The 11,975-nt window shown below is 68.8% G+C and carries 10 protein-coding genes and 2 pseudogenes; 6 read left to right on the forward strand and 6 right to left on the reverse strand.

Annotated features, from left to right (window positions below; translation table 11 throughout):
* Positions 1-69 precede the first annotated feature (69 nt).
* Positions 70-798 (forward strand): class I SAM-dependent DNA methyltransferase, encoded by a 729-nt coding sequence (locus ACTWQO_RS33680; protein ID WP_443241189.1) that lies wholly within the window; start codon positions 70-72, stop codon positions 796-798.
* Here the strand turns inward: ACTWQO_RS33680 and cas3 are convergent.
* Positions 705-3,030: pseudogene (gene cas3, locus ACTWQO_RS33685) on the reverse strand (CRISPR-associated helicase Cas3'); the annotation flags it as partial. The gene ACTWQO_RS33680 and the pseudogene cas3 overlap by 94 nt on opposite strands.
* Positions 3,031-3,699: 669 nt before the next feature.
* On the opposite strand from cas3, the gene ACTWQO_RS33690 reads away from it, so the two are divergent.
* From ACTWQO_RS33690 to ACTWQO_RS33705, 4 genes are all read left to right on the forward strand, one after another.
* Complete coding sequence (locus tag ACTWQO_RS33690; RefSeq protein WP_443241162.1) at positions 3,700-4,236, forward strand: DUF4240 domain-containing protein; 537 nt, start codon at positions 3,700-3,702, stop codon at positions 4,234-4,236.
* 311 nt (positions 4,237-4,547) lie between these two features.
* Complete coding sequence (locus ACTWQO_RS33695; protein ID WP_443241163.1) at positions 4,548-4,712, forward strand: hypothetical protein; 165 nt, start codon at positions 4,548-4,550, stop codon at positions 4,710-4,712.
* A gap of 78 nt (positions 4,713-4,790) precedes the next feature.
* Entirely contained in the window at positions 4,791-5,459 is a 669-nt protein-coding gene (locus tag ACTWQO_RS33700; RefSeq protein ID WP_443241164.1) for a transposase, read from the forward strand.
* A gap of 137 nt (positions 5,460-5,596) precedes the next feature.
* A complete protein-coding gene (locus ACTWQO_RS33705) occupies positions 5,597-6,994 on the forward strand; it encodes a CHASE3 domain-containing protein (RefSeq protein ID WP_443241165.1) in 1,398 nt (465 codons plus the stop codon).
* A 32-nt stretch (positions 6,995-7,026) separates the two neighbouring features.
* Here ACTWQO_RS33705 and ACTWQO_RS33710 read toward each other — a convergent pair whose 3' ends face one another.
* From ACTWQO_RS33710 to ACTWQO_RS33730, 5 genes and pseudogenes are all read right to left on the reverse strand, one after another.
* Positions 7,027-8,043 carry a sensor histidine kinase gene (locus ACTWQO_RS33710; protein ID WP_443241166.1) on the reverse strand — a complete coding sequence of 339 codons (1,017 nt, stop codon included), beginning with the start codon at positions 8,041-8,043 and terminating at the stop codon, positions 7,027-7,029.
* Between the two features lie 176 nt (positions 8,044-8,219).
* Positions 8,220-8,634, reverse strand: a pseudogene (locus ACTWQO_RS33715) (ATP-dependent zinc metalloprotease FtsH); the annotation flags it as partial.
* 218 nt (positions 8,635-8,852) lie between these two features.
* Positions 8,853-9,155 (reverse strand): WhiB family transcriptional regulator, encoded by a 303-nt coding sequence (locus tag ACTWQO_RS33720; RefSeq protein WP_443241167.1) that lies wholly within the window; start codon positions 9,153-9,155, stop codon positions 8,853-8,855.
* 41 nt (positions 9,156-9,196) lie between these two features.
* Positions 9,197-9,604 (reverse strand): SsgA family sporulation/cell division regulator, encoded by a 408-nt coding sequence (locus ACTWQO_RS33725; RefSeq protein WP_443241168.1) that lies wholly within the window; start codon positions 9,602-9,604, stop codon positions 9,197-9,199.
* 75 nt (positions 9,605-9,679) lie between these two features.
* Complete coding sequence (locus ACTWQO_RS33730; RefSeq protein WP_443241169.1) at positions 9,680-10,294, reverse strand: hypothetical protein; 615 nt, start codon at positions 10,292-10,294, stop codon at positions 9,680-9,682.
* A 980-nt stretch (positions 10,295-11,274) separates the two neighbouring features.
* On the opposite strand from ACTWQO_RS33730, the gene ACTWQO_RS33735 reads away from it, so the two are divergent.
* A complete protein-coding gene (locus tag ACTWQO_RS33735; RefSeq protein WP_443241170.1) occupies positions 11,275-11,934 on the forward strand; it encodes a response regulator transcription factor in 660 nt (219 codons plus the stop codon).
* The last annotated feature ends 41 nt before the right edge of the window (positions 11,935-11,975 follow it).

Here is an 11,975-nt window from a genome sequence, read left to right on the forward strand (position 1 = left end):
AGGGCCTCCAACCGCTAGGGCGGGGCCCTGCCGCACCCCTTCTCCCGTCCAGGAAAGGAGCAATGCCCTATGGGCGTGTACGAGGAGCAGGCCGCGCTGTGGGACCAGTGGGCTGCCACGTACAACGAAGCCAGCCTGGGGTCGGCCGAACCGGTCGCCGAGGCTCTGGTCCAGTTCGTCGGCCACGGCCCCGCACTCGAACTCGGCATCGGCGCAGGCCGCATCGCGTTGCCGCTGGCCCGGCGCGGCATCCGCGTGGTGGGTCTGGACGCCTCCACGGAAATGATCCGGCGTCTGGAGGAGCGCCGTGGCGTCCTTCCCATCGAGGCACGGATCGCGGACATGGCCGACTTCGCGATGCCCGAACAGTTCCCGCTGATCTACGTCGTGGCCAGCACGTTCTACCTGCTCACGACATCCGAGCGACAAATGTCCTGCCTGCGATCGTGCTTCCGCGCCCTGACACCCGACGGACGTCTGGTGATCGAGGCCGCGGTACCCGGCACCAGTGCCCTTCCCTTTGGAGTCCGGGATCGTCCCCCGGTCCGTCGGCGGCAGCTCCGCCAAGTTGTCGGTCGTCGTACACGACCCGCTCGCTCAGACGCTTCGCTCCCAGGAGGTGCGCCTGGACGAGGCGGGGCTGCACATGCTGCCCGTGACCCGCCGTTACATCCACCTGTCCGAGCTGGACCTGATGGCGCAAGCACCAGCGGGCTGATGTCCTGCGGCAGCCGCACCGGCCGGCGCGGACCGTCAAGGTGCTCCAGCAGGACGGCGGCCGAGCGCAGCAGCCCATAAGCGCCGTACACGGCAACAGACCCCCGCACCGGCACGGGCACCTGGCCCGTCCAGTCGGCACCGGTCACCAGGCAGCGCGCTGTACGCAGCCGCCCAGGGCGGTCCGCCTGGCCCTCGCCCCGCTGGTGGCGGTGCAGGCGCCCCATGCCCTGCAGCAGCAAGTCGACCGGGCACAGGTCGGTCACCAGCAGGTCGAAGTCGACGTCCAGGGACTGCTCCGCCACCTGGCTGGCCACCACGATATAGGGTCCGCGCGGGCGCTCCTCGCTCTTGTCCGGCGGGCCGAACCGGGCGAGCAGGGCGGCGTCCTTCGCCGCCCGGTCAAGGTCAATGAACCGCGAATGGGCGACAGTGACGGCGTCGTCACCGAACCGCTCGCGCAGGATCCGCGCCGTGTCCAGAACCCGGTTGACGGTGTTCCGTACGACCAGTGCGCACCCCCCGCCCTCCAGTTCGGCGACCAGCCGGTCCGCCAGAACACCGAAGTCGTCGTCGAGGCGTTCGAGTTGGACCGATGCCCCGCGAGCCGAGGCCTGCGGGCATTCGACGACGGGTGTGCCGCCCGGCGGCACAGCGGTCAGCAGCGGATACCCATCGGTCCGCGCCACCGCCTCAAACTCCTCAGCCCCAACGGCGCCGGCGCCGCCGGCTCCCGCATAGGCCTCGGCCAGCTGCCGCCTGCGCCCGGCGGGCAGCGTCGCCGACAGCACCACCACCGGCACCCGGTACGCCCCCAGCCACGACAGCACCCGGTCCAGATAGGCACTCATGTACGTGTCGTAGGCATGCGCCTCATCGATCACCACGACCTTGCCCGCGACCGCCAGATGCCTCAGCGCCAGAGGCCGGCTCTTCAGCCCCGCGAACAGCAATTGGTCGACCGTGCCCACGACAAACGACGACAGCATCGCCTTCTTACGCCCCCGCAACCACGCGTGCGCCACGAGTTCGGCCGACGCAATCCGCTGATCGTCCGCGGGCCGCCAAGGGCGTTCTTCCTCATCCACCTCGACGGCGGCAATCTGCTGCGCACTCTGGCGCAGCAGATCCGCGTAATCGTCGTTGAGAGCTGCCTTGGAATGCGCCAGCAGCGCCGACAGCCGCGTACCCTCCTCGGCAGGAAGCCGCTTCAACCAGTCCAGTAGCGGCGGAAACATCGCATTGCCCGTAGCCATGGTCGGCAGCGCAAAGAACACCCCACCCGCACCCGACCGCGCCGCCAGCACCTCGGCCACCGCCAGCGCAGCCTCCGTCTTCCCCTCGCCCATCGGTGCCTCGATCACCAGCAACCCCGGGGCGGACATCCTGCGCGCCAGCCGCACCGCCGCCTCCTGCACCGGCCGCGCGACCGCTCCCGGCGGCAGATCGAACCGCGTCCGGAACAACTCCTGCACGTCCTCGGGCGGCTCCTCGGCCCTCCACGGCTCGGGCAGGCGAAGACCCTGCCACGCAGCCGCCACCCGCTCGGCGCCCGTACGATGGGCCGCCTGCGGAAAATACGGGAACAGGTCGGGGTTGCTGGCGATCCAGTCAGCGACGATCACCAACGCCGACAGCAGCACCTGCACCGGCTGCGGCAGTTTCACCGCCCGCCACGCGGCGAGCCGATCCCGTACGCCAAACTCATCGGCGCACGCATCCAGCAGCTCCTCCTGCACCAGCCGCCACAGCCCCGGCTCGCCCCCGCAGTCCGCAACAGCTGAGGACGGTCGTCAAGGCCCTTGAGCTGCCCGTGGTCCGGGGGCGCACCTTGATGCCCGCCCACGACCACCGCGAACTGCGCCCACTGCCGCCCGCTCCAGCCGTGTTCCTCCTCCAACCACTGAGCCAACAGCACCTGTCCGGCCAAACCGTGCGGAGCCAGCCGCCGGTCAGGCCCGAACTGACGCCGCGTCTTCATCTCCAAACCGTGCGCACGCATCACATCGGCGAGCGGGTCGACCTGACACGCGAACGCCGGCGTCGCCTTGCCAATGTCGTGCACACCCGCCAGCCACACCGCCAGCCGCCGGCCATCCCCCTCACCGCCCGGCAACACCTCGGAAATCAGAGCCCGGACGTTCCCGGGCAGCCACCGGTCCCACAACAGCCCCGCCACCGCGGCGCTGTCCTCCATATGCCGCCACAACGGCAACCAGCCTCGCTGTCCCGGTCATGCTTCGCCCACACCGTCCGCACGGGCCCTTCAAGCCGATCCCCCAGCCCAGACCTGCACTCCCCGTCATGCACCATCCCTGATACCTACAGGCAGATACCGCCCGACAACTCCCCCTTCAAGAAACCGAACACCATCACGACCGGAATCCGCCCAACCCCACGCAACAGCAGGTCCGGCGGCGTACGATCCCCGGCCAGCCTCGACTTGACGACCAACAACCGAAAATTTGCCCCCTATGAACGGAATGCCGGTCTAACCAAGAGTGCTTCCGAACGCCACTCGTCAGTCATGAACCCGCAGGTCACCGAGTGTGCTCCCCGCACCCGCGGGGATGGTCCCTGGGTCGGCGCGCTCGATTGGCCGAGCACCGTGTGCTCCCTGCACCTGCGGGGATGGTCCCTCGGAGGGCCAGCGGACACTGCGGTGTCCGGGGCAGACAGCTGTGTGGGCGTCCTAGTCGCTGAGGAAGCCGTCGATCGCGAAGCCTCCGTCGGCTCTGCCAGGTGATGTCTGCACGGATCGGTCCGGTGAGTTCGACGCCGTGGCTGCCGGCGCTGGTGGCCAGCAGTCTGGCGGTGATGTAGCTGCCGGTCGACGAAGTGCTCGTCGGCCAGCAGCCCGGCCTGGTCGAGAGCAACGTGGATGGTCTCGGTCATCTTGATCTGTTGGGCCCCGCATTGCTGCGCAAAGTCACCAAGCATCGCGGGACTGATTGTCAGACCCCCGTGGCAAGCTCTGCCGCCATGGACACACAGCCGTTCTGGGCGTTGATCGAGCAAGCGCGCCAGCAGGCCCCCGACACGGCGGACGCCGATGCCATCGCCCGTGAGGCAACCGCCCTGCTCGCCGCCCGTCCGCCCCAGGAGGTCATCAGTGCCCATCAGGCCGTGTACCAGCTACTGGCGGACTCCTACCGGGCTCCGCTCTGGGCCGCCGCCTACATGATCAACGGCGGATGCTCCGACGACGGCTTCGACTACTTCCGCGGCTGGCTGATCCTGCAGGGACGCGAAGTCTTCGAGCAGGCCCTGGCCGACCCCCAAGCACTGGCCGACAACCCCACCGTCCGCCTCGTCGCCCCCGAGGGCTACGAACTTGAATGCGAGGACGCGCTCAACATCGCCTGGCAAGCCCATCTGAACCTCACCGGGCAAGAGATCCCCGACACCGTGCCCACCGCACGCTACCCGGACCTCGATCCTGAATGGGACTTCGACTTCGACGACAGCGACGAACTCACCCGCCGACTGCCACGACTGGCCGCATTGTACGAGTACTAACCACGGGCAACGATCACTCGCACGACGGGGAACGATCTACACAGGTCCCGCTGCCCCGCTGGTCAGCACCACTCAAGAACACCCCCGGGTATATGTCCCAATCCGGGTGAGGTGTTGACCGTTGATGCGCCGGGGCGGATGGTGGAATGTGTCGGAGGCATGTGTAGGCACCACGGCGAAGTACTGCGGGCCAAGTTCCCGACAAGATCGGGACCCATCACGGTGATCGCACGCAGGGTCGCGGTAGCAGCGACCGCAGCGGCTTTCGCGCTCGGAGGCGCGGCCACCCGCTCAGGGCCGCGGACGAAGCCATGGCAGAGCTGAAGCTCCTGACAGCTCGGCGCACCGACCTGGTCTGCGACCGGACCTGTGCCTCCAACCGTCTGCGCGGCCTGCTGGCCGGCATCTTCCCCGCCCTGGAGCGTGAGCTGAACCTGGCCAACATGGGACCGTTGGTTCTGCTGACGGGCTATTAGACGGCCGACGCGATCCGCCCACTCGGCGCCAGCCGCCTCGAGAAGTGGCTCCGCGGCCGCGGAGCCTGCTGGTCAGCCGTGCTCGCCCGGACCGCAGTGGAAGCCGTCGGCCGGCAGCACACAGCGGTTCCCGGTGAGCAGGCCGCCGCCCGGCTGGTCCAGGCTCTCGCGCTGGTGCTGCTCGACCTCGACCGAAAGATCGCCGAGCTCGACGAGGACATCGCCAAGGCCTTCCGGGCCCATCCGCACGCAGAGATCGTGACCAGCATGCCCGGCATCGGTCCTCTGCTCGGTGCCGAGTTCCTCGCTGCCACCAGCGGCGACATGGGCCTGTTCGGCAGCGCAGACCGGCTCGCGACCTATGCGGGACTGGCCCCCGCCCCTCACGACTCCGGACGCGTCAGCGGGAACCTGCACCGCCCCACCCGCTACCACCGCGGGCTCCAGCGCGTCTTCTACATGTCCGCCATGAGCAGCATCCACTTCTGCCCGGAATCCCGCCGCTTTTACCAGCGCAAACGAGCCGAGGGGAAACGCCACACCCAGGCCGTCCTGGCCCTGGCCCGGCGACGCGTCAACGTGTCTCTGGGCCCTACTGCGGGACGGACGCCGCTTCGAACCCGCACAACCCGCCGCAAGCTCAGCTTGACAAGCCCATTGGGAAGTCTGCCTTCATGCCTCAACACCGCTCAACTCACCCGATCCAGCACCCTGTTCGAACTACACCGACCACACGAGCGGATGTAGAACAGGCAGTGACATGGCCAGGGAGGAACGTCGACGGCAAATGTGTGCAGGGCCTCATTTTATGAACATGTCTTCTGCTTGCCTACCGATACATTGCACACTCGGCATGTTTCAAGCTTTCCATAGCTAGGCGGAGTATGAGCGCACAACAGGAGCACAGAGGCCGGCGACTGGGGCTGACGAGCCTCACGGTCGCGGCAGGCGGCCTGCTCGCCTCGTTGATATGTGTCGCTTTCGCCGTCCTGCTGTGGGCGATCGCCGACGCGAACAATTCTGTCTCGGCCAGACGCGCCTCCCGGACGGCCCTCGTCGAGGCGGGCAACATGAAACAGCTGCTCCTCGACCTGGAGGCAGGACAGAGCAGCTTCGTGATCACGGAGCGGGAGACATTTCTCCAGCCGTGGCGGGCGGCGCGCGCCGCGTACCCCACGACGGCCCGGCGGTTCACCGAGAGCGCCACCTCCCAGGATCAGCGACGTACCGCCGAGCAGATCACGCGGGACTTTCAGTCTTTCGTGAAGGACTACTCGGTGCCACTGGTCGAGATGGTCCGCCGAGGCGATCCCGCCGCGTCCGGTCTCGAGGTGATGACTGAGGGCAAGGGGCGCGTCGATGCCCTGCGAGCCGAGTTCGACGAGTACATCACGGACGAACGCGCCCAGCTCGCAGAACGCACGGACGCCGCGGGGGCCAACAGCCACCAGGCGGTGGTCGCCGCAACCGTGGGACTCGCGGCGTCGACCGCGCTGGTGACCGTCTTCACGGTGCTCCAGCACCGTGCGGTGGTACGTCCGGTGCGCGGGGCGGCGGCTGCGGCGGAGCAACTCGCGGGCGGGGACCTGGGTGTGCGGGTTCCTCCGAGCAGGGTGGCCGAGATCGGGGCACTGGGCACCGCCTTCAACTCCATGGCAGCCTCACTCCAGGACAGCCGCAGACGCATCATGGAAAGCACCGAAGCCGTGCACCGGCGTACGGCCAGGGACCTGCACGACGGGGCGCAGCAACGCCTGGTGAGCCTGATGATCGGGCTCCGGCTCGCGCGTGAGCTGGTCCCCGAGACGGAGACGGCGGCAACGGACCTACTGGACCAATCCATCGACAACGCGCAGACAGCAATCAACGAGCTACGGGAACTGGCGTCGGGGATCTACCCGCTCGTGCTCACCGTGAAGGGCCTCGTGGCGGCAGTGCAGGACCTGGCATCCCGGTGTCCGGTGCCCACTGTCGTCGAGAGCACGGACGAACGGAGGATCTCCTCCACCGTCGAGTCGAACGCATACTTCGTCGTGGCCGAGGCAGTGACGAACGCGGTCAAGCATGCTCAGGCGTCCCGGATCGACGTTTCCGTCGAATTCGCGGACACGCTGCGGATCAAGGTCGCCGACGACGGTGTCGGCGGTGTGGACGAGGCCAGCCCCGGCAGCGGGATGACCGGGCTGACGGACCGGGTGGCGGCGTTCGACGGCAAGCTGGCCATCGAGTCCCCGCCCGGAGGCGGCACCACCATCCTGATCCAGATCCCGATACGGGACTGATCCGGCCGGCCGTGTGGCAGGCGCCGCCGCGCTCAAAGGGCGGCAGCGTGTCCGGGCCCAGGGACGGCGTCCGGCCGGAGCGGGACGACCACCGTGACCGTGGTGCCCGTGCCGAGTGTGTGACTCACCGTCAGTGTGCCGTCGAGGATCGCAGCCCGCTCGGTCAGGGCTGCCAGCGCCGTCAGGTCCGCCGCCCCCGCGGGCGGCACTCCATCGTCCACGACGGTGACTAGCAGGCTCGTTCCGAGGTCGGCGGTCACCTGGACGCGAGCGGCCTGGCCGTGGTCCACGGCACGCTCGACGGCCTCTGCGACGAGAAGGTACACGTGTGTCTCGACCAGCGAAGGCAGCCGCTCGGTCAGCGTGCCCGAGACAGCCATTCGCACCGGGCAGCGCCGGGCGAGGGCGGCGAGCGCCGCGGGCAGTCCTCCAGCGCGTAGGGCCCCGGGGCACAGAGCGTCGGTGACGTCCCGGACGCCGGCCAGGGCCTCCTCGGTATCGCGTGCCGCGCCGTCCAGCAGGTCGACCGCCTGCGCAGAGGCCGTGCCCAGCTCCTGCCGCGCGATGTTCAGCCCGAGCAGGGCTCTCACCATGCGTTCCTGGACCTCCTGTTGAAGGGTCCTGGCGTACTGGCGCTCCCGCTGCGCCTGCCGGTGCACGAGGAGCCGGAACAGCAGTCCCGCGTCCCGGGGCACACGACCGTCTGGGGTCGGCTCGACGAGAGACCGGAAGACGTACAGGGCCGTGCTGCCGCCCGGCCGGGGCAGTGGCATCAGGGCCCACTCGACCGGTAGGAGCGAGCCGTCGACACGTGTGAGCGTGCCCTCGCCCCGAACGGGCCCTGTCAGCCCGGCGGGTGCGGGCTCCGGTGCCCCGGGTGCAGTGGCCGGGCGGCCGTCGTGGCCCAACAGGTCGGACGGAGAGCCGTATCCCATCGTCTCGGCAGCCGCGGCGTTCGCGTAACGCACGGCGTGATCGGAGTCCACTGCCCAGACTGGCTGTCGTACGACGTCAAAGACGCTTCCCCATTCATCGGCGATCGACGTCATCGCGTATTTTCCTTCCCCCACGCCCGACGCCCCTGACCACACCGACGCCGCTGGCACGACTCTCACAGCCGGACCTCGGGCACGCATCCGTCATTTGACTTGGAAGGACGCGTTGCGGGAGAAGGGGCCGAAGCACGTCCGCCGCCTCCAGTCGCCGGCAGCTGGCCCAGATACTTGGTGACCATGCGGCTCAAGTCGGCGCCCGGCTGCCGCATGCCGAGCAAGGCAAGGCCCAGTCTCGTGCTGGGCAGTACGGCGCCGCTCCTCCTGTGGCATCAGCAGCGGACGCTGCGCATCAAGCTGCACCTCTTCAGTGCGTCGGACAGATCGTGCCCGGTGACCCGGGTCCGGTCGCACTTGACGGCTAGGCGGGCGGCTTCGTTGGCGACGTCGGCCAGTTCGGCGCCGGTCATGTCCGGGGTCGTACCGGCGACCTGGGCCAGGTCCACGTCCGTGGCGAGTGGCATCGATCGGCCGCCGCGGCCCACAGTGAGGCGGTCACCAACCCGGTCGAACCGGCAAGGCCGGGTGGATCGGGGCCAGGATCTCGGCACGGTTGGTCGCGGCGACCACGTAGACACCGCTTACACCGTCCTGGCGTCCGTGAGTCCGTCCCTGCTGGCGTGGGCCACACACCGTCTGGCCGGCCGGTCCCGAGCCTCGGCCGTCTCCTTGCCAGCCGCACCCACGGTGGCTCCCGAGCCCCACGGCTGATCCGCCCTCAGCGCGATGGTGACGGCGGATCAGGACCAGGCGGGCGGCGTCAGGTCCGGGAGGGTGCGGTCTCCGCAGGGTGCCACACCCTCCCGTCACTGCGAGGCCGCGTCGTACGTCTCGGCCTTGGCGGCGGTCCCCGTGCCGAGGCGCCGGCGTTCATCGTCGGACAGCCCACCCCAGACGCCGTAGGTCTCTCCGTGCTTCAGGGCCGTGGCCGCGCAGATGTCGAGGACCTCGCATCGGCCGCAGATGGCGCGGGCCCGCTCCTCGCGGTCGCGGCGTGCCCGGCCCCGCTCCCCCGGCGGCGAGAAGAAGGTGGAACTGCTCATTCCGCGGCAGGCGGCACGTTGCTGCCATTGCCACTCGCTCAGTAGGGGGCGCAGTGCGTTTCGCATGGTCTTCCTTTCTGTGCCTATGGCGTCCCAACCGGGTTGTGTCACTCCGCCAGCTGGACCAGCTCGTCCCAGTCGACCCCGTCCAGTTCGGCCCCCTTCGGAACCATGTCGTAGGTCCGGGCCAGCCACTTCGCGACCGGCTCGGCCGGGATCTCGAACAGTGCCGACCTGCGGGTACTCCCCACCTGAACGCAGAAGGAGGACGGCTCACCGTCCTGGTCGAGCACCGGCCAGAGCACCACGTCACCCTCGCCCGCGCGGACGGTCATGCCTTCGGCCAGCAGATCCCGGGACAAGATCCAGCGCACCGGCCGCTCACCATCGGTGTCGAAGACCAGCGTTATGGCAAGCGGGTCATGGGTGTTGTACGAGAACTCGCAGTTCAGCGGCAGGTCGAGTTCGGAGATCACCCAGTGTGTGATCGTCAGCGCAAGGTGGCACTTCTTCATGGTCGCCTCCTAGGGACCTGGCCGGTCAACCGGCCTGGAAACATGGGTTGTCGTGCTCCTACGCCCGGGCTCGGCTCAGTCGACGGCGCGAAGGGTCCGGGGGTGCCGCCGTGCGGCGGCGAGCGCCTCGAACGCCGCAGTGGCCATCAGTACGGAGCCTCCGACGTCGGCCAGCTGCTCCAGGGACGAGAAGGGGAAAGCGGTCATGAACAGACCGGCCGACACAATCACCGCGTTCAGCACGTCGTCGTAGACGAAGACCTGCCGTACCGAGGGCGAGGTGACGGACACGGCCATGGTGAGTCCCCTCAACAGCCAGCTGCAGCCGGTCCACAGAGCGAGCAGGAACACGGTGTCGGCCCAGCCGTGGAAGAGGGCCGCGCCCAGCGGTAGCGCAGCGAAGCCGCCGACGGCCAATAGCCACCGGACCGCCGCCGAGGCCTTGGACTCGTGCACGGCCAGCAGTTGGAGCACCCCCTGGACCGCCACGTGCACCCCGAAGAGCGCCCCGGCCGCGACAGGCGTGCGCACATGTACGACGATCAGCAGGCCACCCACGGCGGCCGAGACCAGCGAGCCGACCAGCAGCGTCGCCCGGGTGAGGGCGCCACCCGGGCGGGCGGCCACCTGGACGTCGGCGCGGTGCATGGAATCACGGACCTCGTCCCTAAGTGTTTCCAGCTGTTCCATGTCCGATCCCCGTTCGTCAGCCACAAGTGCTCGATGCAGCGCGGCGCATTCTCGTCCTGTCGATGAACTCTTCAGTTCCTGTGGGGGGCAGCTCAAGAGGTGTCCAGCGGTGGCGGCTGACCGACACATCGCGCTTCACAACGAAACCCTCGATCCAAGCGCCAAGTCTCGAAGCGGGCCGCATCCTGGTCTGTCGTGCGCTCCCTCGCCCCTGCTCGGGGTTCCCCCACGCCGTCGTAGGGCCTACCCCACCCTCGCGGCGGGCACAGGCCGTGTGAACTGCGGCGATGTTCTCGCGTCGGCCGGTCCCGGCCGACCGGATCCGACCCCAGGAAGCGCCCAGACCTCGGGTTTTCCCTACACTGCCCGTGAGGTGCGCCCCCGCCTCGGCTCAGATGTCCCTGACAGCCGGCGGACGCGGCGAGGACACATCCTGTGTCACGGACGAGACACATCTCGTGTGACGACCGAGTGCCCATCACATGTGAGCACCCATAGTGATGCGCAAACACGGCCGGTCGCCCTCGCCCGGCCGTACTCACGGCCGTGCGGCACGCGGACCACTGGAGGCTGCCGTGATCCGGGCGATCGACATCCCCCGACGACGATCGGCGCCGCCCCCGCACCCTTGGAGGAACCGGTAAGTGCGCCGCGGTCGGCGACTCCGGTGCCAGGTGCCATTTCGAGGGGGAACTCGCCCTCTACGACCCGTGAGGGGCCGAACACGACAGGCGGCGCTCGGCCGTCCAGCCCCTCACCACTGCGGCCGGCAAGCTCTGAGCGGAATGGCGCGAGCTGGCCAAGTCGGACCTCGGCGTGGTGCGGCTGATCGCCACGGTGCCACTAACCACACCGCGGGAGGTACACGCGACCGGCGCCGCTTGAGCGTTTGCCGAGGTCACACATGTGTGCCTTCGGCGGTTCGCCCGAGGACGGTATTTGTCATATATGCGAGACACGCGTCAGGCTAGGATGCCGCCATGAGCCAACCACTGCGGGCGGTGCTCGGTGAAGACCAGCCGTTCATGCGCGAAGGCATCGCGGCCATCCTGCGCAAGTCCGGCATCGACGTGGTCGAGGCCGTCGACAACGCGGTGGACCTCGTCCGGGCCGCCGAGGAGCACCGCCCCGACGTGGTGATCACCGACATCCGGATGCCGCCGGAGCTGGAGGCCGACGGCCTGCGCGCCGCGCAGAAGATCCGCGCGGCGTGGCCGGAGACCGCCGTCATCGTCCTCTCCCAGTTCCTGGACGCCTCCTACGCGCTTGACCTGGTCGGGGACGACCCGAGCGGAGTGGGTTATCTCCTCAAGGAGAAGGTGGCCAGCCCCCAAATCCTCATCGACGCCGTCGAGCGTGTCCTGGCCCGCGACTCGGCCCTGGACCCGGACGTGATAGCGGCGCTACTGGGGCGCAAGCGTCCGGAAGACCCGCTGGCCGCGCTGACGCCGAAGGAGAGGGAGGTCCTGGCGCTGATGGCAGAGGGTCACTCCAACACGGGTATCTCCAAGCAGCTCTTCGTGAGCGTCGCCGCCGTGGAGCGGCACGTGACCGGGATCTTCATGAAGCTTGGGCTCAGCCAGGCGGCCACCGGACAGCATCGACGGGTACTTGCGGTGCTGCGCTACCTCGGACAGTAGCGACTCGGGCCGGGAGAAGAGGGCCATTACCCAGGGGGCTT

Origin of the sequence: Streptomyces sp. 4N124, assembly GCF_052245395.1 — a bacterium.
In the GTDB taxonomy this organism is placed as follows: domain Bacteria; phylum Actinomycetota; class Actinomycetes; order Streptomycetales; family Streptomycetaceae; genus Streptomyces.

Bases quoted from the DNA above. Each gene is read 5' to 3' on its own strand.
- ACTWQO_RS33735 (WP_443241170.1), top strand. From the start codon at position 11,275: ATGAGCCAACCACTGCGGGCGGTGCTCGGTGAAGACCAGCCGTTCATG.
- ACTWQO_RS33705 (WP_443241165.1), top strand. From the start codon at position 5,597: ATGAGCGCACAACAGGAGCACAGAGGCCGGCGACTGGGGCTGACGAGC.
- ACTWQO_RS33725 (WP_443241168.1), bottom strand. From the start codon at position 9,604: ATGAAGAAGTGCCACCTTGCGCTGACGATCACACACTGGGTGATCTCC.
- ACTWQO_RS33720 (WP_443241167.1), bottom strand. From the start codon at position 9,155: ATGCGAAACGCACTGCGCCCCCTACTGAGCGAGTGGCAATGGCAGCAA.
- ACTWQO_RS33695 (WP_443241163.1), top strand. From the start codon at position 4,548: ATGGCAGAGCTGAAGCTCCTGACAGCTCGGCGCACCGACCTGGTCTGC.
- ACTWQO_RS33690 (WP_443241162.1), top strand. From the start codon at position 3,700: ATGGACACACAGCCGTTCTGGGCGTTGATCGAGCAAGCGCGCCAGCAG.
- ACTWQO_RS33680 (WP_443241189.1), top strand. From the start codon at position 70: ATGGGCGTGTACGAGGAGCAGGCCGCGCTGTGGGACCAGTGGGCTGCC.
- ACTWQO_RS33710 (WP_443241166.1), bottom strand. From the start codon at position 8,043: ATGACGTCGATCGCCGATGAATGGGGAAGCGTCTTTGACGTCGTACGA.
- ACTWQO_RS33730 (WP_443241169.1), bottom strand. From the start codon at position 10,294: ATGGAACAGCTGGAAACACTTAGGGACGAGGTCCGTGATTCCATGCAC.